A 23861-nucleotide genomic window follows, 5' to 3' on the forward strand; every position below is an offset into this window, starting at 1 on the left:
GGCTCCTCAGTATGTGCGCGACGGCGCTTTCGCGTCGGCGGCAGGGCGGTAGCGGGCAAGGGTGCTCAGGGCGCTCTGGCGCAGCAGGCTGATATCGATCGCCACCGCAATGAAGCGACAGCCCCACGCCTGGTAGCGGCGCGCGTCTTCTTCATTGGGCGCGAGGATGCCGCAGGCCTTGCCCGCCGCCAGGGTGGCGTTGACCGCGTGCTGGATGCGTTCCTGCACTTCGGGGTGGCCAGGGTTGCCCGCATGGCCGAGGCCGATGGACAGGTCGGCGGGGCCGATAAAGACCGCATCCACCCCTTCGACTGCGGCAATCGCCTCGACGTTTTCCACGCCCAGGCGCGACTCCACCTGCACGATCAGGCACAGCTCCTGGTGGGCGGTGGTGAGGTAGTTCTCGACGCCATCCCAGCGCGTGGCGCGGGTCAGGCCGCCGCCCACGCCACGTATACCGTGGGGCGGATAACGCATGGCGCGCACCAGGGCCTGGGCCTGCTCGGCGGTTTCGACCATGGGGATCATCAGGGTCTGCGCGCCGATATCCAGCAGTTGCTTGATCAGGTTGGCATCGCCGCTGACCGCACGCACCACGGGCGCGGTGTTGTAGGGCGCCACCGCCTGCAATTGGCTGAGCACACTGGGTACGGTATTGGGCGCGTGCTCGCCGTCGATCAGCATCCAGTCGTACCCGGTACTGGCGAGGATTTCCGCGCCGTAGCCGCTGGCGAAACCGGCCCAGATCCCGTATTGGCTGGCGTCCTGGCGCAGGCCGGCCTTGAACGCGTTATGAGGCATGTGCATGGCGAGGCTCCTTAGCGGTTATATGGACGATGCAGTTGGCAATCAGGGTTCAGGTCTACGCCGAAGCCTGGCTTGTCGAGCACCGACAAACGCATGCGGCCATTGACCGGGACCGGTTCGCCGAGCAGTTGCGGGTGGAACATCGGCACCACTTCATCGGCCTTGGGCGCCATCATCAAAAATTCGGCAAACGGGCTGTTCTGGCGGGTGGCGACGAAGTGGTAGCTGTAGACCGAGGAACCGTGCGGCACCACCATGGCGTTGTGCGCATCGGCCAGGGCGGAGATTTTCACCAATTCGGTCAGGCCGCCGCACCAGCCCACATCCGGCTGGATAATGTCGCAGCAGCCCATTTCCAGGAGCATGCGAAAGCCCCAGCGGGTCGCTTCGTGTTCGCCGGTGGTGACCAGCATGCCCTTGGGCACGTTATTGCGCAGGGCCGCATAGCCCCAGTAATCGTCGGGGGACAGGGCCTCTTCAATCCATTTCAGGCCGTATTCGTGGGCGCCAATCGCCAGTTTGGTGGCGTAGTTCAGGTCCAGGCTCATCCAGCAGTCGAGCATCAGCCAGAAGTCCGGGCCGACCCGTTCACGCATGCTCGCCAGCTCTTCGAGGTTCTTGCGCAGGCCTTCCTCACCTTCGGCCGGGCCGTGGTGCAGGGGCATCTTGCCGCCGATAAAGCCCATCTTCTGCGCCAGGTCCGGGCGCGCGCCGGTGGCGTAGAACTGCAATTCATCGCGCACCGCGCCGCCGAGCAATTGATGCACCGGTTCCTGGCGGATCTTGCCGAGCAGGTCCCACAGCGCCAGGTCGACCCCGGAGATGGTGTTGATCACCAGGCCCTTGCGCCCGTAGTACAGGGTGGACTGGTACATCTGGTCCCAGATTTTCTCGATATCGGTCACCCGCGCGCCCTCAAGGAAGCGCGCCAGGTGTTTCTCGACGATATAGGCCGCAGGCTCGCCGCCGGTGGTCACGGCAAACCCGACAGTGCCGTCGCTGGCTTCTACTTCCACGACCAACGTGCCGAGCACGTTGATGCCGAAACTGCGGCGGCTCTGGCGGTACTCGGGGTATTTGCTCATGGGTGTGGCGATGTGGTCGTCGATCCAGTGGCCGTCGGCCTGGTCGTGGTAATCCGCGCCGCCGCCACGCAAGACAAAGGCGCGCACGTGTTTGATGGTGATGTTGCCCATGGTGTGACTCCTGGAGTTAAACAGTGGCCGGCGTGTTCGACGCTGTGTGGCCGGGGGAGTGGATACCCAGCACCAGCAATGCAGCCAGTACCGTGGTGGCAGACAGTAGGTACAGGCCGGCTGCCGGGGAGTGGAAGGCGGTTTCCGCCCAGTTTTTCAGGACCGGCGCGATAAACCCGCCCAGTGCGCCAAAGGAGTTGATCAGGGCAATGCCCGCCGCCGCCGCGCTACCGGCCAGGTAGCTGGAGGGGAACGTCCAGAACACCGGCTGCACCGCGATGAATCCGCTGGCGGCAAAGCACAGGGCGAGCATGCCCAGCAACGGGTTGGCGAAGGTGACCGAGCAGGCGATGCCGGCGGCGGCCATCACCAGGGTCAGGGACGCGGTACGCCGGCGCTCGCCGCTGCGGTCCGAATAACCGGGGATCCACCACGCGGCGAACAGCGCGCAGACCCAGGGAATCGCCGAGACCAACCCGACCATCAGGCCGACCTTGGTGCCGAGCAGGCCACTGACCTGGGTTGGCAGGTAAAACACCACGCCGTAGACACTGGCCTGGATCAGCAGGTAGATCAGGCACAGGTACAGCACCGACGGCTGGCACAGCACGCCGAGCAGGCTGCGGCCATGGGAGCCTTTGTGCTGGTCTTCTGCATCCAGCAGGTCCTGGATCTGGCGGCGCTCTTCAAGGCTCAGCCACTTGGCGTCGGCGGGGCGATTGTCCAGGTACCAATAGGCCCAGATGCCCACCGCCGAAGCCATCAGGCCTTCCACGGCGAACAGCCACTGCCAGCCGTGCAGGCCGCCGAAGCCGTCCATTTCCAGGAGCAGGCCAGACAGCGGGCTGCCAAAAATAAAGGCCAGGGGCGCGCCAAAATAGAAGAAGCCCATGGCCTTGCCACGCGCGGCCTGGGGAAACCAATAGGTGAGGTAGAGGATCACGCCGGGGAAAAACCCGGCTTCGGCCACGCCCAGCAGGAAGCGCAGGATGTAGAAGCTGGTTTCGTTATGGGCAAACACCATGGCCGCCGAGACCAGGCCCCAACTGACCATGATCCGGCACATCCACAGGCGGGCGCCGACGCGATGCAGGATCAGGTTGCTCGGTACTTCGAGCAACGCGTAGCCAACAAAAAACACCCCGGCGCCAAAGGCGAAGGCGGCGTCGCTCAGACCGGTGTCGGCCTGGAAGGCTTGTTTGGCGAACCCGACGTTGGCGCGGTCGAGGAAGGCCATGATGTACATCAGCAGCAAGAAGGGCAGGAGCCGCCAGGAAATCTTGGCGAGCAGGGACGCGGGCAGGGTGGTCATCTGGAAATCCTTTTGTAAGGCTTTGTTCTTATGGGCCGGACTGTACGGCGGCCGAGCAATGCGCTACAAATCGAATCTCGCTTACAAGCGATAACCTCAGGGTATCGATAACAAGGAAAAAAATGAGTAGTCCGCTGATTTCCCGCAGCCTGTTCAACCGCCTGCGCTATAAGCATCTGCATATGCTGGTGGCCTTGAGCTCCAGCCAGAACCTGCACCGTGCCTCCCAGGCCCTGAACATGTCGCAGCCGGCTGCCACCCGCATGCTGCGCGAGATCGAGGACATGTTTGCCTGTGACCTGTTCGAGCGCCTGCCCCGTGGCATGCGCCCGACGGCGCTGGGCAAGGAGTTGATCCGTTTTGCCGAATCGGCCCTCAGCGGCCTCGACCGCTGCGCCGAAGACCTGATGGCGCGCCAGCAGGGCGGTTATGGCTACCTGGCAATCGGCACCATCATGGGCGCCGCGCCGGACCTGGTGATGGACTCGATTGCGCAGATCAAATCCCTCAACCCGCAACTGCGCATCCGCATCATGGGCGACACCAGCGACCAGGTGATCCAGTTACTGGAACAGGGGCGCATCGACCTGGCCATCGCCCGGCGCAACGCCGCCACCGACAGCGAGCACTACAGCTTCGAGCCGCTGGGCAACGAGCGCTTGCTGGTGGTGGTGCATGCCGGGCACCCGCTGGCGCAGCGCGCGAGCCTGCCGTTGGCCGAGTTGGTCAGCGACTGGCCGTGGATCCTGCAACCGGAAAGCAGCCCGGCACGCATCGGTTTTGACGAAGCGTTGCAGCACCTGGCCCTGCCGCTGCCGGCGGACATCATTGAATGCAGCTCGGTGTATTCCATGCAGCAACTGATCCAACTGACCGACGCGATCATGGTGCTTTCCGAAAGCGCACTGCGCGATTACCTGAAGATGGGCCTGGTGGTGCAGTTACCGGTGGAGCTGGAGGTGACGCTTGCGCCATTTGGCATCTTGCTGCGCAAGGGTGAACCGGTGAGCCGTGAGTTGGGGTTGTTTATAGATTTGCTGCGTTACAAGGCCAGGGCGCTTGATTAACCGCCTCCGCCCGTCTATCCGGGAAAAAGAACATGGTATGCGCCAGGGATATTAAATAGAATGAATCTCATTTGAGACTCACTCGCGCCGCCCAGGGTTCGCTTGCCATGAATGATGCTGTATCGCCAACGATCACCGCCGAACCCAGCCTGAGCACCTTGTACCGCGACCACCGCAGCTGGCTGGAAAGCTGGCTGCGCCGGCGCCTGGGCAATGCCTGGGATGCTGCCGACCTGAGTCAGGATACGTTCCTGAGGGTACTGGCCAGCGCCCAGCCGGTGGCGCAATTGCAGGAACCACGGGCCTATCTGGTGACAGTGGGCAAGCGCCTCCTGGTCAATTTTCATCAGCGCCGCAGCCTGGAGCAGGCGTACTTGAATGCCCTGGCACGCTTGCCCGAAGACTGCGCTCCCTCGCCGGAGCAGCGTTGGTTGCTGCTGGAAACCCTGCACGCCCTGGACGAACTGCTCGACGGCCTGGCGGCCCCGGTGCGCCGGGCGTTCCTCTGGAGCCAGCTCGAAGGCCTGGGCTATCGGGAGATTGCCGAGCGTCTCAAGGTTTCGGAACGTACGGTCAAGCGTTATATGGCCCAGGCCTACGAACATTGCCTACTGGTGGAACTGTGAGCCGCACCGCACCGGATGTAGCGCGGGCAGCCGCGCAGTGGTTGGCGTTGCTGGAATCCGGCACGGCCGGCGAGCGTGACCATGACGGTTTGCAGCAATGGCGCGACAGTCACCCCCAGCACGAACAAGCCTGGCAAAAGGCGCAGTTGCTGCGCCAGCGGTTTGCCGAGTTGCCATCCTCCCTGGCCATGGCCAGCCTCGACCGCCCGCAACCTGGCCGGCGCGCGGTGCTCAAGCGCGCCCTGGGCGTGGCGGCACTGGTGCCGGCGGCCTGGTTGCTCAGTCGCCAGTTGCCCATCGACGTGTGGCGTGCCGACCTGCATACCGCCACCGGCGAGCGCAAACGCGTGCCGTTGGCCGATGGCAGCGCCCTGCAACTGAACACCGCCAGCGCGGTGGATGTGGACCTTCCTCGGCGACGCCTGACCCTGGTCGATGGCGAGATGGCGCTGAATGTGCCTGGCCCGTCGGCGCTGACCGTACACACCCGCTATGGCCAGGTCATCGCCAGCCAGGCCGAGGTTTGCGTGCGCCAACTGGCGGACGCGTGCCTGGTGTCGGTGCTCAAGGGCCAGGTGCAAGTGCAAGATGGATCGGGGCGTAGTACCTGGCTGCACAGCGCGCAACAAATACGCTTACAACCGTCGGGGTTGGGCGCGCCGCTGCCGTTCGACGTGCTGCAACTGGGCTGGCGCGATGGGGTGCTGACCGCGCAGAACCAAGGGCTGGGCGATTTCCTGCGCGAGCTGGATCGCTATCGCCCGGGCGTGCTGCGTTGGGACCCGCGCCTGGAAACCCTGCGCGTGACCGGCAGCTTCCGCCTGGACGACACCGACCGCATCCTCAGCCTGCTGGCCACCACCCACGGGCTACACGTGCAGTTCCGCACCCGCTATTGGGTCACGCTGGCATCGCGCAAAACTCCGGTTTGACCAGCCCCCAATGTGGGAGCGGGCTTGCCCGCGATCGCGGTGCATCAGTCACCCCATGTATCGACTGACACTCAGCCATCGCGGGCAAGCTCGCTCCCACAGGGTAAGACCGTGTCCCTTTTTTTCGTCTCGCCTGTCATCCAAGGCAAGTGAACGAAAACAGAGAGCCTTTTAATGCCCGTCGTCCCGCCATCGTTGTTGCGCCTGAGTCTGGTGCTGAGCCTGAGTGCCAGCCCGTTGTTCATTCCTGTGAGCTGGGCCGAGGACGCGGCCCGGCGCAGTTACCAAGTGCCCGGCGGCAGCCTGGGCAGTGCCTTGACCCGCTTTGCCGGGTTGGCCGGGGTCAATCTGTCGGTGGACCCGGCCCTGGTCAGTGGCCGCCAAAGCGCCGGGATCTCTGGTGAGTTTGCCGTCGAGGAAGGTTTTGCCCGGCTGCTGCAAGGCTCAGGCCTGCAATTGCAGGCAGTGGGGGAGCGTGCCTACACCCTGATCCCCGCCCCCCAGGGCGATGCCTATCAGTTGCCAGCCACCTCGATTCTTGGGCTGGCGAACACACCCGTCGCCCAAACCTACGCCGGTGACCAGGTCACGCGCAAAGGTGCGCAGGGCATGCTCGGCGACGGCGATTTTATGGATACGCCGTTCAACCTCACCTCCTATACCGCCAAGGCCGTGAAAAACCTGCAGGCGCGCACCCTCGGCGAGATGGTTGCCAGTGACCCTTCGGTGCGCATCACCAACCCGGCGGGTGGGCGTTTCGAGCAGTTCTCGGTGCGCGGTTTCAGCTTGTTCAACAGTGATGTGTCCTACGGCGGCCTGTACGGCGTGCTGCCGACCTACGCCATCGACATGGAAATGGTCGAACGCGTCGATATCCTCAAGGGCCCCGGTGCCTTGCTCGGTGGCATTGCGCCCCGGGGCAGTATCGGCGGCGGGATCAATATCGAGCCCAAGCGCGCCGCCGACACACCGCTCACCGAGTTCACCGGCAGTTATGCCTCGGCCGGGCAGTTCGGTGGCGCGGTGGATATCGGCCGGCGGTTTGGCGATGAGCAGCAGTTTGGCGTGCGCTTCAATGGCGTGAAGCAAGCCGGCGATACCGAGTGGGACCATCAGGAGGTTGACCGCGAAATGACGGTGATCGGCCTCGACTATCGCAAGGAGCGGGTGCGCCTGTCCCTCGACCTCGGGCGCCAGGAACGCACCGCCGATGCACCCCAGGAACGCGTGGAGATCGCCAAGGGTAGCGTGATGCCCAAGGCCCGCGATATCCGCGACAACTTCGCCCAGTCCTGGACCTATTCCCATACCAAGGACACTTTTGGCGCGGTGCGTGGCGAGTTCGATGTCAGTGATTCACTGATGGTCTACGCCGCTGCCGGCGCACGCAAAGGCAACTACGACTTCCTGCGCCATGGCGTGCAGGCGACCCAGAGCAATGGCGACTTCACCGTAGTGCCGCGCAGTTTCCGCCGCGACGAAGACGTCAAGACCGTCACTGTCGGTGCGCGCAGTTGGTTCGACACCGGCCCGGTGGGGCACACCCTCAATGTCAGCCTCAATCAGTTCAACATGGATTTCGACAATGCCGGCGAGCGCTACACCCCCGGCAAGAGCAATCTCTACCACCCGGTGGTCTTGCCCCACCCAGGCCAGGCTGTGCGCTGGGACACCAGCACCCACACCGAAAACCGCTTCACCAGCCTGGCCCTGGCCGACACCCTGGCGTTGTTCGATGAGCGCGTGCTGCTGACCCTCGGCGCGCGCCTGCAAAAGGTCCAGGTCACCTCCTGGAGCAACGGCATCAAGGATCAGCCGGAGTACGACGAACAGGCGACCTCGCCGGCCCTGGGCCTGGTGGTGAAAGTCACCGACCAGTTGTCCCTGTACACCAACTACATGGAGGGCTTGAGCCAGGGCGAGACCGCGCCTTCGAGTGGGGTGCGCAATGAAAACGCGATCTTCCCGCCGACCAAGAGCAAGCAGGTGGAAGTCGGCGCCAAGTACGACATGGGCAGCTTTGGCCTGACCGCCAGTGTGTTCCAGATCAAGCAGCCGGCCTATGGCATCGACAGCCAGGGCTTCTTCAAACCCAACGGCGAGTTGCGCAACCAGGGTGTGGAATTGAACGTGTTTGGCGAGCCCCTGGCAGGCGTGCGCCTGCTCGGCGGGGTGATGCTGCTCGACAGCGAGCAGACCAAGACCGCCCAGGGCCTGACTGACGGCAAGCGCGGCACCGGCTCGCCGATTGCCAACGTCAACCTGGGGGCCGAATGGGACATCCCGCGCCTGCAAGGCCTGACCCTGACCGCCCGGGCGATCCACACCGGCGCGCAGTACCTGGATGCAGCCAACCAGCAGAAGATCGATGGCTGGGAACGCTATGACCTGGGGGCGCGCTATACCTTCAAGGTCAAGGAAAACCCGGTGACCCTGCGCGCTACCGTGGAGAACGTGCTGGACACCACCTATTGGGCCTCGGCTGCAACCTCCAGCGACAGCGCGCCTGGCCTGACCCTGTCTACGCCGCGCACATGGCTGGTGTCGGCAACAGTAGGTTTTTGACCAAACCCATGTAGGAGCCGGCTTGCCGGCGATGGCGTCCTTGAACTCAGCACATGATTCACGGGCCCCATCGCCGGCAAGCCGGCTCCTACAGGGTTTCTCATATGTTTATATGGAATAAATAAATAGTTATTTATTCCTTTTGTTGTTGGTGGGAATGGCGCATTTTGAGGGCCTGCGCATTCGTGCGGATTGACCCAACCGTAAAAGGAAAACCGACATGACCATCAAAGCGATCAACGTGCGCAACCAGTTCAAGGGCGTGATCAAGGAAATTCTGCTGGGCGAGGTGGTGTCCGAAATCGACGTGCAGACCGCGTCCGGGATTGTCACTTCGGTGATCACCACCCGTTCGGTACGCGACCTAGAATTGAAGGTGGGCAGCGAAGTGATTGCCTTCGTCAAATCCACCGAAGTGTCCATCGCCAAGCTCTGAACCCAAACCTGCGCATACCTTTATAGGCGCCGGCAAGCCTGCGCCTACACGGGTCTTCAGCGGTTTTTCAGGCTGCGTTCCAGGCGTGAAATACCTTCTTCGAGCAACGCCCGCGGGCAGCCGAAGTTCAAGCGCACGAACTGCTGGCTGTCATCGCCAAATTCCACGCCTGCACTCAAGCCTACCTTGGCCTGCTCCAGGAAAAACCGCTGCGGGTCTTCCAGGCCCAGGGCGCTGCAATCGAGCCAGGCCAGGTAAGTGCCTTGCGGGGCATGCATGGTCACCCCCGGCAGGCGTTTTTGCACTGCATCCAGCAGGTAGTCGCGGTTGCCTTGCAAGTACGTCAGCAACGCCTTCAACCATTCACCGCATTGGCTGTACGCCGCCCAGGTGGCTTCCAGGCCCAGGGGGCTGACACTGTCGACCATGCCGCAGCGTGCCTTGTTGAAGCGCTCGCGGATGACTGGATCCTGGACAATCGCAAAGCAGGTCTTCAGGCCGGCGACGTTGTAGGCCTTGCTGGCCGACATCAGGGTAATGGTGCGCCGGGCGATCTCTGCGCTCAGCGATGCGGTGGGGATATGCCGGCGCCCGTCAAAGCACAGCTCGGCATGGATTTCGTCAGAGATAATCAGCGTGCCCTGTTCCAGGCAGGCAGTGGCCACCGCCAGCAATTCCTCGCGGGCGAACACCTTGCCCAGGGGGTTGTGGGGGTTGCTCAACAGCAAGGCACCGGCACCTTTCAAGGCCTGGCGCAAGGCGGGCAGGGGGGTGAGGTATTCGCCCTGGGCGCTCAGTTCAAACGGCACTTCGATCTTCGGCAGGTTCCAGTTGCCGGCCGCATGGCGCAGCGGCGCGTAGTTGGGAGTCTGCAAGACCACCGACTGGCCCGGTTGGACGAAGGCGTGCAGGGCCATGTTGAAACCCGGCTCGACGCCCGGCAGGAATAACAGTTCATCGGGCTGCACGCGCCAGGCGTACTTGTCCCACAGGTCGCTGATGATCGCTTCGCGCACTTCTGGCCGGGCAACGCTGTAGCCGAGCATTTGCTGGTCCAGGCGCGCGTGCAGGGCCGTGAGGATCGCCGGTGGGGCGGCGATGTCCATGTCGGCAATCCACATCGGCAAGACGTCTTCGGGGTAGCGGCTCCACTTGGTGCTGCCGGTGCCGAGGCGAGGGTGGATCGTGTCGAAATCAAAGCTCATGGGGGCGCTCGTGTCAGGAAGGCGGGCGAAGAATCACGTCGATTCTAAGTCAGCCGGCCTGATAGGTCATCAACTGCTCCTCGCACAGGATGCGGATGGTGCGCCGTTGCACCTCGATCAGGCCGGCGTCTACCAAACGATGCAGAATCCGTGAAAACGTCTCTGGCTGAATCCCCAGTTTGGAGGCTACCAGGCGCTTGGGCACTTGCAGCACCACATCACCGCTGGCCAGATCGCGCTCCTGGACCAGGAAGTTGATGACCCGGCGACTGGCATTGGCCAGGCTCAGGGTGTCGATGTCCTTGAGGCGCTGATGCAGGTGGATGCTCATGGTGCCGAGGATCGCCAGGCAGATCTGCGGCTGGTCCTCCAGGGCCTTGCGGTAGTGATGGCCCTCGATACTCACCAGCACGCTGTCCTTGAGCGCCGTAGCACTTACCGGGTAGGCCTTGGCCTGGCTGAACAGCAGGGCTTCGGCAAAGGTCTGGCCGGGGCGAATGACCTCCACCAGATGTTCCTGGCCTTCGCCGGTGACCCGGTGCAACTTGATCTGGCCGCTGACCAGCAGGAAAAACCGCTCGGCGGGGTCGCCCTGGTGCATCAAGGTGATGTGGGCGGGCAAGCGCTTGAGATTGGCCAGGGTGCAGATGTCCTGGAAAATCTTCTCCGGCAACGGGCTGAACAGATGATGCCGGCGTAGGGTTAAAACGATGGATGGGTGGGTCAGCATGGCGTACCTCCGCTCCCGTCCATGGTAGAGCGTGAGGCCTGTGGGGCCTATGCCTCGTTGGAGGTAGCCCCGTGGAGGCAGTGGCCCTGCAGCAGCGCCGAAAATGCATCGCGCGCCGGATGGCAACCTGCGTTGGCATGCTAGTAAAACCGGTTATCGATGCGCGTCAGTTCCGCGAACTCATGGCCTTGCCAGTTGGCACGCTGGCGGTATTGCTCGTAGATCCCCCGGGGCACCAGCGCGGCGCCGCTGCCGGCACTGACACAGCCGATAATCGTGCCGTAGCTGGCGATGCTGATGGCGTGGGTGATATTGGCGCAGCGGCCTCCGGTGATGGTGATGGTGGGGACGGTGAGTGGGGGCGTTGACGGTGAAAGCGAGGCGGCCTTAGAGCCGACCTGATCTTCAAATTGCACGCGCGCTCCTGTGGGAGCGGGCTTGCTCGCGATGGTCGTTAACGATGAAAAATGAATGCCTGACACTCTGATGTTTTCTTGCGGGCGCCATCGCGGGCAAGCCCACTCCCACAGGGGAATGGCTTGCCCGCCGGGCCTGGGCCAGGCTCCGAGTGGTGGGGCAAGAGCGCTTTGCTTCCTTTGGCGCTCTTCCAAAGTGAGCCGCCGTAAGGGCGGAACCAATAGTAGCCGTGACCGCAGCAACGGATATGTACACAAACCTGAGAATCACTAAAGAGATGTGTAGATACCTATGCTGCGATGGCGGTGCATCAGTCCCTACCCAGCCTGACGCAAATGCTCCATCGCCCAAACCGCCGCTTCCACCCGCGAGCGCAGCCCCAGTTTGTGCAGCAGATTCTTCACATGCACTTTCACCGTGCCCTCGGTAATCCCCAGCTTGTGCCCGATCACCTTGTTGCTATAGCCCCCGGCAATGGTCTTCAACACCTGCCGCTCGCGTTCGGTCAGTTCCACTGCCGCGTGGGGCTGGGGCGAGCGCAAGGCCTGGGCCAGCACCCGGGTCAGGCCGGGGCTGATCACCAGGGCGCCGTGCAGCGCATCGCGGATGTACTGGATCAGCAGTTCCGGCTCCATGTCCTTGAGCAGGTAGCCGTTGGCATCCAGGCGCAGGGCGTCGCGGATGTCGTCTTCGGCATCGGACACGGTAAACAGCAAGACCTTGCCGCCATAGGCCATGGCCCGCAGCTGGCGCAGGGTTTCCAGGCCGTTCATCTGCGGCATGTTGTTGTCCAGCAGCACCAGGTCCGGTTGCAGCGACTCGATCAGGCCCAGGGCTTCCTCGCCATTGCCGGCTTCGCCCACCACGTGCAGGTCGTCTTCCAGTTCGAGCATCTGGCGCATGCCGTGGCGCATCATCGGGTGGTCGTCGACGAGCAGGATGCGGTGGCGTACAGATGGGTTGATGAGCGCCGTGTTCATGACAAGCTACCTTCTGGTAAAGAGTGCCCGAGGAATTCCGGGCGAAACAGCAAGTGCACCCGGGTGCCCTGGGGCTCGCGGGAGGAAATGTCCAGTTGACCGTGCAGGCTGCGGGCGCGTTCGTCCATGATGGTCAGGCCGTGGTGTTCGCGCTGGTCCACCGGCTCGCTGAAGCCGCGGCCATCGTCTTCAATGCTCAGGCTCACGGTTTCGCCGTTCTGGCGCAGTTGCAGCCAGGCGTTTTCGGCGTGGGCATGGCGCAGGCAGTTGGACAGCGCTTCGCGGGTTACCTGTAACAGGTGGATCTGTTCACTGGCCGACAGTTGGAAGGCCAGGGCATCCACATGCAGGTGCACCTGGAACTCGCCACGCCGCGAGAACTCCTCGGCGGTGTCTTTGAGCTCCTGGACCAGCCCGGCATCGTGGATTTGCAGGCGAAAGGTGGTGAGCAACTCACGCAATTGCCGGTAGGCGTTGTTCAGGCCTTCGCGCAGTTCACCGGTGACGGTTTCCAGGGTGGCCTTGGGTTCGTCGCGGCGCAGCAGGGTCTGCATGCGGCTGACTTGCAGCTTCATATAGGACAGGGCCTGGGCCAGGGAATCATGCAGCTCGCGGGCGATGATGGTGCGTTCGTCCAGCAGCAATAAACGGTGGTCCTGCTCGCGCTGGCGCTTGAGGGACAGCGAGGTGCCAATCAGGTTGGCCAGGGCCTGGATCAGTTGTTGCTCCCAGGCTTGGGGGGCATGGCCGTCGACAAAATGCGCCTTGAGTTCGCCCAGTTCCGCGCCCTGGTTGCTGATGCTGAACACCTGGGGCGGGGCCACGTGGTGGCGCTCGCAGGTGGCGCAGTCACCGATGGCGCAGACGTTGCGGCTGTTGCCGCCATGCAGCGCGAGCATCTGCTGCGCCGGGGCGAGGAAGTGCCCTTGCAGGCACAGCGACAGGCGCAGGCCCGGCAGGCGTTTCTGGAAACGCCGAATCAATTCGTCGAGGCCTTCGGCGTTGGCCAGGCGCGTGGCCAGGCTGCGGCTGCTCTCGTAGAGCAGTTCCAGGGCGGCGTTGGCCTGTTGCAGGTTGAGGGTTTTGTGCTGCACCTGGCTTTCCAGGGTGCGATGGGATTGCTCGATGGTTTCGGCCAGGGTGTTGAAGCTCAGGGCCAGTTGCCCCAGTTCGTCCTGGGAGCGGTGATTGACCCGGGTCTGGTAATCACCCTCACGAAAGCGCCGGGTGGCGTCCACCAGTTCCTTCAAGGGCGTGACCACGCCGTACTGCAACTCATACAGCCCCAGCAGCAGGATGATCAGGGTGCTGAACAGCGCCAGGCCCTGGATCAGCTGTTGCCAGCCTTGTTTGTGCTCACTCTGTTGCTGCAACAGGCTGACGAACTGGTTCAGTTGCTCGACAAAGGCCGGTGCGCGCTCGCGAAAGAGCGCGCCGTCGCCGCGCTCGATGGCCGGGCGCAGTTCCTGGTTCCAGTGTTGCTGGATCTGCCGGTAGCTCTGTTGCAGGGCGCTGTGGGGGCCGTCTTCGAGCACCGCTTTCAAGGATTGGCTGTCCAGGCGCCGTTGCAGGCTCTGGGTGATGGCCAGGATCTCGTCGGCGGGGGCGTGGTCGGCGAGTTTCCAGCTCAGGTGGTAGGTCTCCATGCGCACCGAGCCTGCGGTGTTGATGGCCGCGCCGTCGCCCTGGCTGAACCAGGCGATCAGCCCGGCGCTCAGGGAACTGGCCAGGGCCAGGATCGCAATCAGGATCACCGCGACACCGGCGCGTGCGGGCAGGGAGCTGCGCAGCCAGTTAAACATCACGGCGTAATCGAAGGGGTAAGGACAACAGCATGGCGGCACCTGGCATAGGAAACAGTATTGGATTCTGCATTCCCTGGCGCACTACCTCTAAAGAGTTGCCGGCGAACCCTCCCACGGGAAAAAGCCGGCACAAGAGACCAATCCATTGATAAATAAAGACTTTCTCTTGTTTTTTGGTCTACCTCTTAAGAGGTAGATGGGCCAAGCATAGGCCAATACCCCCCAGGTGGACGTTGATCTGGGTCAAGTTCCTGGAGGACGTCGCCCCTAACCTGCGCTCATGGAATCACTTCTGGGAGCGCAAACCGTGACTCAACCCCGTGTAAGACAGGGCCTGGTGCTGGGCATGAGTACACTGGCCTTCACCGTGTGCTTTATGGTCTGGATGATGTTCGCCGTGCTCGGCGTGCCGATCAAAGAGCTGCTGCAACTCAACGAAACCCAGTTCGGCCTGCTGGCCGCCACCCCGGTACTGACCGGCTCCCTGGTGCGCCTGCCCCTGGGCCTGCTGACTGACCGCTTCGGCGGGCGCATCGTGTTCTTTGTCTTGATGCTCGCCTGCGTGCTGCCGCTGTACCTGATCACCTACGCCACCGCCTTCTGGCAATTCCTCGTGCTGGGGCTGTTTGTCGGCCTGGCCGGCGGCTCGTTTTCGGTGGGCATCGCCTACGTCGCCAAGTGGTTCGACAAGGACAACCAGGGCTTTGCCATGGGCGTGTTCGGCGCTGGTAACGCGGGGGCGGCGGTGACCAAGTTTCTGGCGCCGGCGCTGATCGCCCTGGGTACCTGGCACCTGGTGCCAAAGGTGTTCAGCGCAATCTTGTTTATCACCGCGCTGCTGTTCTGGTTCCTCACCAGCGAGAACAAGGCCCACCGCAGTGCCGGTGGCGCCACCTTGCGCGAACAACTGCTGTGCCTCAAGGACCCGGCCGTGTGGCGCTACTGCCAGTACTACTCGATTGTGTTCGGTGGCTACGTGGCCCTGGCGCTGTGGGCGACCAAGTACTACGTGCAGGAATACGGCTTCAGCCTGCAAAGCGCTGCGCTGTTGGCCGCGTGTTTTTCCCTGCCCGGTGGCGTGCTGCGCGCTGTGGGCGGCTGGATGTCCGACCGCTGGGGCGCACAGAGCGTGACCTGGTGGGTGTTGTGGGTCAGTTGGATCTGCCTGTTCCTGCTCAGCTACCCGCAGACCCAATTGCAGGTGCAGACCGTCAACGGCCCGCTGGATTTTCATATCGGCCTCAATGCCACCCTGTTCACCGTGCTGCTGTTTGTGATGGGCATCGCCTTCGCCTTCGGCAAGGCCTCGGTGTTCAAGTACATCGCCAATGACTACCCGCAAAACATGGGCGCGGTGTCCGGCATCGTCGGCCTGGCGGGCGGCCTTGGCGGCTTTGTCCTGCCGATCATGTTCGGCGCCCTGGTGGACCTCACCGGCGTGCGCTCCTCCTGCTTCATGTTGATGTACGGCGTGGTCTGGGTATCCCTGACCTGGATGTACTTCAGCGAAATCCGCAAGCAACCGCTGCTTGGTAAAGCGGCGGCCCAGCCTCTCCAAGGAGAATCCGCATGACTATCGCGCAAAAGCCCGACTCGGGCCCGGTGATCCACGACTGGCGCCCTGAAGACCCGGCGTTCTGGGGCGCCAGCGGCAAGCAGACCGCGACCCGTAACCTGTGGATCTCGATCCCGGCGCTGCTGTTGGCCTTCGCTGTGTGGATGGTGTGGAGCACGGTGATCGTGCGCCTGAACGCCATCGGTTTCAGCTTCACCACTGACCAATTGTTCTGGCTGGCGGCGTTGCCGGGCCTGTCTGGCGCCACGTTGCGCGTGTTCTATTCGTTCATGGTGCCGATCTTCGGTGGCCGCCGCTGGACGGCCCTGAGCACCGCGTCGCTGCTGATTCCATCACTGTGGATGGGCTTCGCGGTACAAGACCCGAGCACCTCCTACAGCGTGTTTGTATTGATCGCGCTGTTGTGCGGCTTCGGTGGCGGCAACTTCGCCTCGAGCATGTCCAACATCAGCTTCTTCTACCCCAAGTCCCAGCAAGGCACGGCCCTGGGCCTGAACGCCGGCCTGGGTAACCTGGGGGTGTCGGTGATGCAGTTCTGTGTGCCGCTGGTGATTACCTTCGGCGTGTTCGGCCTGCTCGGCGGCCAGCCACAGACCCTGGAAGATGGCAGCCAGTTGTGGTTGCAGAACGCCGGGTTTATCTGGGTGCCGTTCATCATCACCGTGACCCTGTTTGCCTGGTTCGGCATGAATGACCTGTCCAGCGCCCGCGCTTCGTTCAGCGAGCAGGCGGTGATCTTCAAGCGCAAGCACAACTGGCTGATGTGCTGGTTGTACCTGGCCACCTTCGGTTCCTTCATTGGCTTTTCGGCCGCCTTCCCGATGCTGATCAAGACCTCGTTCCCAGACGTCAACGCCCTGAAATTCGCCTTCCTCGGCCCGCTGGTAGGTGCCCTGGTGCGCCCATTGGGCGGCTGGCTGGCCGACAAGCTGGGCGGTGCGCGGGTGACCTTGTGGAACTTCGTGCTGATGATCGTGATGGTGTTCGGCGTCCTGCACTTTTTGCCCCTGAACGGCGAGGGCGGCAGCTTCTACGGCTTCCTCGGCATGTTCATGCTGCTGTTCATCACCACCGGCATCGGCAACGGCTCCACCTTCCGCATGATCCCGGTGATCTTCCGCACCCAGCATGAAAAAGCCAGCGCCGGCAAACCCGCCGCCGTGCGTGAGCAAGCCCTCAAGGATGCCAGCAAGGAATCGGCCGCCGTGCTGGGCTTCAGCTCGGCCATGGGTGCCTTCGGTGCGTTCTTCATCCCCAAGACCTTTGGCTCGTCCATGGCCTACACCGGCAGCCCGGCCATGGCGTTCTACATGTTTGTCGGCTTCTACCTGACCTGCATCGTCGTGACCTGGTGGTGGTATGCGCGCAAAGGCGCCGAGACCCCCTGCTGAGTCGACCCCGAATTCAAACCTTGCGTGGGCGGGGCACAGAACCCCGCGGCAAGCCTGAGAGGAAAGCACCATGAGTCATTTACTCGATCAACTGCGGTTCTTCAATCGCAAGCAAGACGAATTCTCCGAAGGTCACGGCGAGACCCGCAAGGAGTCCCGCGACTGGGAGAACGTCTACCGTTCGCGCTGGCAGTACGACAAGATCGTGCGCTCCACCCACGGGGTGAACTGCACCGGCTCGTGCTCGTGGAAGATCTACGTGAAGAACGGCCTGATCACGTGGGAAACCCAGCAGACCGACTACCCGCGTACCCGCAACGACCTGCCTAACCACGAGCCGCGCGGCTGCCCCCGTGGCGCGAGCTACAGCTGGTACATCTACAGCGCCAACCGCCTGAAGTACCCGAAGATCCGCAAGCCATTGCTCAAGCTGTGGCGCGAGGCGCGCCTGACGCTGTCGCCGGTCGAGGCCTGGGCGAGCATTGTCGAGGACAAGGCCAAGGCCGACTCCTATAAAAGCAAGCGTGGCATGGGCGGCTTCATCCGCTCCAACTGGGATGAAGTCAACGAAATCATCGCCGCGTCCAACGTCTACACCATCAAGCAATACGGCCCGGACCGCATCGTCGGCTTCTCGCCGATCCCGGCCATGTCCATGGTCAGCTACGCCGCAGGTTCGCGTTACCTGTCGCTGATCGGCGGCGTGTGCCTGAGTTTCTATGACTGGTACTGCGACTTGCCGCCAGCCTCGCCGATGGTCTGGGGCGAGCAGACCGACGTGCCGGAATCGGCCGACTGGTACAACTCCAACTACATCATTGCCTGGGGCTCGAACGTCCCGCAGACCCGGACCCCGGACGCGCACTTCTTCACCGAGGTGCGCTACAAGGGCACCAAGACCGTGGCCATCACGCCTGACTATTCGGAAGTAGCCAAGCTCACCGACCTGTGGCTCAACCCCAAGCAGGGCACCGACGCGGCACTGGCCCAGGCCTTCAACCATGTGATCTTCAAGGAATTTCACCTGGATAAACCGAGCGCGTACTTCACCGAATACGCCAAGCGCTACACCGACTTGCCGGTGTTGGTAATGCTCAAGCCCATGACCGGCTTCGCCCCGGGCGCAGGCTTCCAGCCGGACCGCTTCCTGCGCGCCTCGGACCTGGTGGACAACCTCGGCCAGGACAACAATCCGGAATGGAAAACCATCGCCCTCGACGAAAGCGGCGAACTGGTCTCACCACAAGGCGCCATCGGCTATCGCTGGGGCGAGAAGGGCAAGTGGAACATCCTGGCCAAAGAAGGCGGTGAAGGCCGCGAGATCGACCTCAAGCTGAGCCTGATCGGCGAGGACGTCGCCGAAGTGGCGTTCCCGTATTTTGCCGGTGAAGCCCACGACTACTTCCAGCACGTGGCCGGTGACGCCGTGCAGTTCCGTCGGGTGCCGGTGCACAGCGTGACCCTGGCCGATGGCACGGTGGCCAAAGTGGCGACGGTGTTCGACCTGTCGGCGGCCAACCTGGCCATCGACCGTGGCCTGGGCGGCAGCAACGTGGCCAAGGACTACAACGACGCCAGCGTACCGGGCACGCCAGCCTGGCAGGAAGCAATCACCGGGGTCAGCCGCGAGAAGGCGATCCAGATCGCCCGTGAGTTTGCCGACAACGCCGACAAGACCCGTGGGCGCTCGATGATCATCGTCGGCGCGGCAATGAACCACTGGTACCACATGGACATGAACTACCGCGGGCTGATCAATATGCTCATGCTCTGCGGTTGTGTCGGCCAGACCGGCGGCGGTTGGGCGCACTACGTGGGCCAGGAAAAACTGCGGCCGCAATGCGGCTGGTTGCCCCTGGCATTCGGCCTGGACTGGAACCGTCCGCCGCGCCAGATGAACGGCACCAGCTTCTTCTACGGCCACAGCTCGCAATGGCGCCACGAGAAGATGAGCATGCACGACATCCTCTCGCCGCTGGCCGACAAGTCGCAGTTCCCCGAGCACGCCCTGGACTACAACATCCGCGCCGAACGCGCCGGCTGGTTGCCCAGCGCACCCCAACTCAATACCAACCCGTTGCACATCTGCCGCGACGCGGCGGCAGCCGGTATGGACCCCAAAGACTACGTGGTCAAATCCTGGCAGGACGGCAGCCTGCGCTTTGCCTGCGAGCAGCCGGACAGCCCGGTGAACTTCCCGCGCAACATGTTTATCTGGCGCTCCAACTTGCTCGGCTCGTCGGGCAAGGGCCACGAGTACATGCTCAAGTACCTGCTCGGCACCAAGAACGGGGTGATGAACGAAGACATCGGCCACAGCACCGAATGCAAGCCAACCGAGGCCGAGTGGGTCGAAGACGGCGCCATCGGCAAGCTGGACCTGGTGACCACCCTGGACTTCCGCATGTCCTCGACCTGCGTGTATTCCGACATCGTGTTGCCGACTGCAACATGGTACGAAAAAGACGACATGAACACCTCGGACATGCACCCGTTCATTCACCCGCTGTCGGCGGCGATTGATCCGGCGTGGGAATCGCGTTCGGACTGGGAGATCTACAAAGGCATCGCCAAGGCGTTCTCGGTCATGTCGGTCGGCCACCTGGGCGTGGAGCAAGACCTGGTGACCGTGCCGTTGATGCATGACAGCGTTGGTGAACTGGCCCAGCCGTTTGGCGGCACTGACTGGAAAAGCGCCGGCGTGGCGCCGGTACCGGGCAAGAATGCGCCGAACATGGCGGTGGTGGAACGGGATTACCCGAACATCTACAAGCAGTTCTCATCGCTGGGCCCGATGTTGGAAAAACTCGGCAACGGTGGCAAGGGCATCAACTGGAATACCGACGAGGAAGTCGAGTTCCTTGGCGAACTCAACCACCACGAAGGTGACGCGGGCATCAGCCACGGCCGGCCAAAAATCGACACGGCAATTGATGCGGCCGAGGTGATTCTGTCCCTGGCTCCGGAAACCAACGGCAAGGTCGCCTTGAAGGCCTGGGCGGCGCTGTCGGAATTCACCGGCATCGACCACAGCCACCTGGCGATTTCCAAGGCCCACGAAGCGATCCGCTTCCGCGATATCCAGGCGCAGCCGCGCAAGATCATCTCCAGCCCCACCTGGTCGGGCCTGGAAGACGAGCACGTGAGCTACAACGCCGGCTACACCAACGTCCATGAAAACATCCCATGGCGCACCATCACCGGCCGCCAGCAGTTCTACCAGGATCACCCGTGGATGCAGGCGTTCGGCGAGCAACTGATGAGCTACCGGCCACCGGTCAACACCCGCACCATCGAAGGGGTGAAGGACAAGCGCAGCAATGGCGAGACCGAAATCGTCCTGAACTGGATCACGCCGCACCAGAAATGGGGGATCCACAGCACCTACAGCGACAACCTGCTGATGCTCACCTTGAGCCGTGGCGGCCCGATTGTGTGGCTCTCGGAAATCGACGCCAAGCGCGCCGGGATCGAGGACAACGACTGGATCGAGTGCTTCAACGTCAACGGCGCGCTGACCGCCCGTGCGGTGGTCAGCCAGCGGGTCAAGGAAGGCATGGTGATGATGTACCACGCCCAGGAACGCATCGTGAACGTACCGGGTTCGGAAACCACCAAGACCCGTGGCGGCCACCACAACTCGGTGACCCGCGTGGTGCTCAAGCCGACCCATATGATCGGTGGCTATGCCCAGCAGGCCTACGGTTTCAACTATTACGGCACAGTCGGCTGCAACCGCGATGAATTCGTGGTGGTGCGCAAGATGGTCAAGGTCGATTGGCTCGATGGTTCCAGCGGTGATGATCTGCCGCGTCCATTGCCGACCGATATCGAGGAGAACTGAGATGAAGATCCGCTCACAAATCGGCATGGTCCTGAACCTGGACAAGTGCATCGGCTGCCACACCTGCTCGATCACCTGCAAAAACGTATGGACCAGCCGCGAAGGCATGGAATACGCGTGGTTCAACAACGTTGAATCCAAGCCGGGCATCGGCTACCCCAAGGAGTGGGAAAACCAGGACAAGTGGAAGGGCGGCTGGATCCGCAACGCCAACGGCTCGATCAACCCGCGCATCGGTGGCAAGTTCCGCGTGCTGGCGAACATCTTTGCCAACCCGGACCTGCCGAGCCTGGACGACTACTACGAGCCGTTCGACTTCGACTACCAGCACCTGCACACCGCGCCTTTGGGCGAGCACCAACCGACCGCACGCCCGCGTTCGGTGGTGTCCGGCAAGCGCATGGAAAAAATCGAGTGGGGCCCCAACTGGGAAGAAATCCTCGGCACCGAGTTCGCCAAGCGCCGCAAGGACAAGAACTTCGACCAGATCCAGGCCGACATTTATGGCGAGTACGAAAACACCTTCATGATGTACCTGCCGCGCCTGTGCGAGCACTGCCTGAACCCTGCGTGCGCGGCGTCGTGCCCCAGCGGTGCGATCTACAAGCGTGAAGAAGACGGCATCGTGCTGATCGACCAGGAAAAATGCCGCGGCTGGCGCATGTGCATCAGCGGCTGCCCGTACAAGAAAATCTACTTCAACTGGAAGAGCGGCAAATCCGAGAAGTGCATCTTCTGCTACCCCCGGATCGAAGCCGGTATGCCTACCGTCTGCGCTGAAACCTGCGTCGGGCGCATCCGCTACCTCGGTGTGCTGCTGTATGACGCCGACCGCATCAGCGAAGTCGCCAGCACCGCCAACGAGCACGACCTGTACGACAAGCAGCTGGAAATCTTTCTCGACCCGAATGACCCGGCGGTGATCCGCCAGGCCCTGGCCGATGGTGTACCGCAGTCGGTGATCGACTCGGCCCAGCGTTCGCCGGTGTACAAAATGGCCGTGGACTGGAAGCTCGCGCTGCCGCTGCACCCGGAATACCGCACCTTGCCGATGGTCTGGTACGTGCCGCCACTCTCGCCGATCCAGAACGCAGCTGCCGCCGGCACCGTGGGCATGAACGGGGTGATCCCGGATGTCGACAGCCTGCGCATCCCCCTGCGTTACCTGGCCAATATGCTGACTGCCGGTGACGAAAAGCCGGTCAAGCGTGCGCTGAAACGCCTGCTGGCCATGCGCGCCTTCAAGCGCTCGCAGCAAGTGGACGGCGTCGAGGACCTGCAAGTGCTGGCCGACGTGGACCTGAGCGTGGCCCAGGTGGAAGAGATGTACCGCTACCTGGCGATTGCCAACTACGAGGACCGGTTTGTGGTGCCCAGCGCGCACCGTGAAGACGCGATGAGCGATGCGTTTGCCGAGCGTTCCGGCTGTGGTTTCAGCTTCGGCAGCGGCTGCAGTGGCAGCTCCGATACCAACATGTTCGGCGCCAAGAAGGCCAACCGCCGCGACGTGCTGAAAACCGTCCAGATCTGGGAGGACTGAGCCATGCGCATTCTTAAAGTGATCTCGTTGCTGCTCGACTATCCCACCGAAACCCTGGTGAACGGCCGCGATGAACTGGAGCAGGCGATTATCGAATCGCGGGAAATCAGCCCCAAGCAACGTGGCGCGCTGTTCGAGCTGTTGGAGCTGATCTGCAGCAATGACCTGATGGATGGCCAGGAGCATTACGGCGCGCTGTTCGGCCGGGGCCGCTCGCTGTCGCTGCTGTTGTTCGAACACGTGCATGGCGAGTCGCGGGACCGTGGCCAGGCCATGGTCGACATGATGGCCCAGTACCAGGAAGCCGGGTTTGCCATTGGCGTCAAGGAGCTGCCGGACTACATCCCGTTGTACCTGGAGTTTTTGTCCACCCGCGAAGACATCGAGGCCCGCGAGGGACTGGCGGATGTGGCGCACCTGCTGGCCCTGCTGGCGGCGCGCCTGGATGAGCGTGAAAGCGCTTACGCCAGTTGTTTCCGTGCGCTGTTGCAGATCAGCGGCGCCGAGCCGCACCAGGCGATTGCCGAGTTGCGTGCCCAGGTTGCCGCCGAAGTACGCGACGACTCCCTCGAAGCCCTGGACAAGGTCTGGGAAGAGGAGGCCGTGGACTTTATGCAGGCCGAGCAGCAGGACCGTTGCAGCGCAATGCCCAGCGCACCGGGCAAGGCCCGCGAAGAAAGTGCGGTGCCCTTGCACTGGGTGGATTTTCAGCACGAGGGGCTGGCCGCCGTGCCAGCCAAGGAGGTGGGTAATGTCTAAGTGGAATTTGCTGGTATTTGGCGTGTATCCGTATGTCGCCCTGGCCATTTGCCTGTTGGGCAGTTGGGCGCGGTTTGACCTGTCCCAGTACACCTGGAAGGCCGGCTCCAGCCAGATGCTCAATAACCGTGGGATGCGCGTGGCGAGCAACTTCTTCCATATCGGCGTGCTGTTCGTGCTGGCCGGGCATTTTGTCGGCCTGCTGACCCCGGCGTCGATCTATCACCATGTGATCAGCACCGAGCACAAGCAACTGCTGGCGATGGTCTCCGGGGGCTTCTTCGGCCTGCTGTGCCTGGTGGGCCTGCTGATGCTGGTCAAGCGCCGCCTCACCGACCCAAGGGTTCGAGCTACGTCGAGCCCGTCGGACATCTTGATCCTGCTGGTGTTGCTGGCGCAGCTGGTGCTGGGCTTGCTGACCATCGTCGCCTCGACCGGGCATATGGACGGCTCGGTGATGGTGATGCTCGCGGACTGGGCGCAGAACGTGGTGTTGCTGCGGCCGGTGGAAGCGGCAGCTTCGATTGCCCCGGTCAGCCTGATCTACAAGTTGCACGTGGCGCTGGGCCTGACCCTGTTTGTGTTGTTCCCGTTTACCCGGCTGGTGCATATGGTCAGCGCGCCGATCTGGTACTTGGGTCGTCGTTATCAAATCGTGCGGCAGAAGTGAGGA

18 protein-coding genes and 1 pseudogene are annotated in these 23861 nt (G+C 62.8%); 11 read left to right on the forward strand and 8 right to left on the reverse strand.

Translation table 11 applies throughout. From position 1 onward, the window contains the following. Nucleotides 1–6: 6 nt before the first annotated feature. From HBO12_RS02020 to HBO12_RS02030, 3 genes are read right to left on the reverse strand one after another with little or no spacing between them, the layout of a single operon-like run. The gene (locus HBO12_RS02020; protein ID WP_170041286.1) at nt 7–807 is read right to left on the reverse strand and encodes an HpcH/HpaI aldolase family protein; all 801 of its coding nucleotides are present in this window, start codon (nt 805–807) and stop codon (nt 7–9) included. Between the two features lie 11 nt (nt 808–818). Continuing rightward, nucleotides 819–2003, reverse strand: coding sequence for an L-rhamnonate dehydratase (gene rhmD / locus HBO12_RS02025; protein ID WP_169953174.1), 1185 nt, complete (start codon nt 2001–2003; stop codon nt 819–821). Between the two features lie 16 nt (nt 2004–2019). Further along, nucleotides 2020–3315, reverse strand: coding sequence for an MFS transporter (locus HBO12_RS02030; protein WP_170041287.1), 1296 nt, complete (start codon nt 3313–3315; stop codon nt 2020–2022). 122 nt (nt 3316–3437) lie between these two features. On the opposite strand from HBO12_RS02030, the gene HBO12_RS02035 reads away from it, so the two are divergent. The 5 genes from HBO12_RS02035 (at nt 3438) to HBO12_RS02055 (ending at nt 8941) form a co-directional block, all read left to right on the forward strand. Beyond that, the gene (locus HBO12_RS02035; protein ID WP_169953178.1) at nt 3438–4382 is read left to right on the forward strand and encodes a LysR family transcriptional regulator; all 945 of its coding nucleotides are present in this window, start codon (nt 3438–3440) and stop codon (nt 4380–4382) included. A 107-nt stretch (nt 4383–4489) separates the two neighbouring features. After that, nucleotides 4490–5008: a sigma-70 family RNA polymerase sigma factor gene (locus tag HBO12_RS02040; RefSeq protein ID WP_169953181.1), complete on the forward strand. Its 519-nt coding sequence runs from the start codon at nt 4490–4492 to the stop codon at nt 5006–5008. After that, on the forward strand, nt 5005–5940 hold the full coding sequence (locus tag HBO12_RS02045) for a FecR domain-containing protein (protein ID WP_169953183.1): 936 nt from the start codon (nt 5005–5007) through the stop codon (nt 5938–5940). Before HBO12_RS02040 ends, HBO12_RS02045 begins: the two co-directional genes overlap by 4 nt. 174 nt (nt 5941–6114) lie before the next feature. Further along, complete coding sequence (locus tag HBO12_RS02050) at nt 6115–8505, forward strand: TonB-dependent receptor (protein WP_170041288.1); 2391 nt, start codon at nt 6115–6117, stop codon at nt 8503–8505. Nucleotides 8506–8725: 220 nt separating this feature from the next. Beyond that, complete coding sequence (locus tag HBO12_RS02055; protein ID WP_003173733.1) at nt 8726–8941, forward strand: TOBE domain-containing protein; 216 nt, start codon at nt 8726–8728, stop codon at nt 8939–8941. A gap of 56 nt (nt 8942–8997) precedes the next feature. Here HBO12_RS02055 and HBO12_RS02060 read toward each other — a convergent pair whose 3' ends face one another. The 5 genes and pseudogenes from HBO12_RS02060 to HBO12_RS02080 all read right to left on the reverse strand — a co-directional run bounded on the left by HBO12_RS02060 (nt 8998) and on the right by HBO12_RS02080 (nt 14075). Beyond that, complete coding sequence (locus HBO12_RS02060; RefSeq protein WP_169953188.1) at nt 8998–10146, reverse strand: MalY/PatB family protein; 1149 nt, start codon at nt 10144–10146, stop codon at nt 8998–9000. Between the two features lie 49 nt (nt 10147–10195). Continuing rightward, complete coding sequence (locus HBO12_RS02065; RefSeq protein ID WP_169953191.1) at nt 10196–10876, reverse strand: Crp/Fnr family transcriptional regulator; 681 nt, start codon at nt 10874–10876, stop codon at nt 10196–10198. A gap of 143 nt (nt 10877–11019) precedes the next feature. After that, nucleotides 11020–11175: pseudogene (locus HBO12_RS02070) on the reverse strand (LysR family transcriptional regulator); the annotation flags it as partial. A 435-nt stretch (nt 11176–11610) separates the two neighbouring features. Beyond that, nucleotides 11611–12258, reverse strand: a complete 648-nt coding sequence (gene narL / locus HBO12_RS02075; protein ID WP_170041607.1) for a two-component system response regulator NarL — start codon at nt 12256–12258, stop codon at nt 11611–11613. Between the two features lie 11 nt (nt 12259–12269). Continuing rightward, nucleotides 12270–14075, reverse strand: a complete 1806-nt coding sequence (locus HBO12_RS02080) for an ATP-binding protein (RefSeq protein WP_170041289.1) — start codon at nt 14073–14075, stop codon at nt 12270–12272. A gap of 310 nt (nt 14076–14385) precedes the next feature. On the opposite strand from HBO12_RS02080, the gene HBO12_RS02085 reads away from it, so the two are divergent. The 6 genes from HBO12_RS02085 to narI all read left to right on the forward strand — a co-directional run bounded on the left by HBO12_RS02085 (nt 14386) and on the right by narI (nt 23858). Further along, entirely contained in the window at nt 14386–15651 is a 1266-nt protein-coding gene (locus HBO12_RS02085) for an MFS transporter (protein WP_169953196.1), read from the forward strand. Beyond that, nucleotides 15648–17045: a NarK family nitrate/nitrite MFS transporter gene (locus HBO12_RS02090; RefSeq protein WP_169953198.1), complete on the forward strand. Its 1398-nt coding sequence runs from the start codon at nt 15648–15650 to the stop codon at nt 17043–17045. Before HBO12_RS02085 ends, HBO12_RS02090 begins: the two co-directional genes overlap by 4 nt. Before the next feature lie 70 nt (nt 17046–17115). After that, complete coding sequence (locus HBO12_RS02095) at nt 17116–20889, forward strand: nitrate reductase subunit alpha (RefSeq protein WP_170041290.1); 3774 nt, start codon at nt 17116–17118, stop codon at nt 20887–20889. A 1-nt stretch (nt 20890) separates the two neighbouring features. Next, on the forward strand, nt 20891–22429 hold the full coding sequence (narH, locus tag HBO12_RS02100) for a nitrate reductase subunit beta (protein ID WP_170041291.1): 1539 nt from the start codon (nt 20891–20893) through the stop codon (nt 22427–22429). A 3-nt stretch (nt 22430–22432) separates the two neighbouring features. Then, nucleotides 22433–23188, forward strand: coding sequence for a nitrate reductase molybdenum cofactor assembly chaperone (narJ, locus tag HBO12_RS02105; protein ID WP_170041292.1), 756 nt, complete (start codon nt 22433–22435; stop codon nt 23186–23188). Then, entirely contained in the window at nt 23181–23858 is a 678-nt protein-coding gene (narI, locus tag HBO12_RS02110; protein WP_169953205.1) for a respiratory nitrate reductase subunit gamma, read from the forward strand. Before narJ ends, narI begins: the two co-directional genes overlap by 8 nt. Nucleotides 23859–23861: the final 3 nt, after the last annotated feature.

Origin of the sequence: Pseudomonas sp. WS 5059, assembly GCF_012985525.1 — a bacterium.
In the GTDB taxonomy this organism is placed as follows: domain Bacteria; phylum Pseudomonadota; class Gammaproteobacteria; order Pseudomonadales; family Pseudomonadaceae; genus Aquipseudomonas.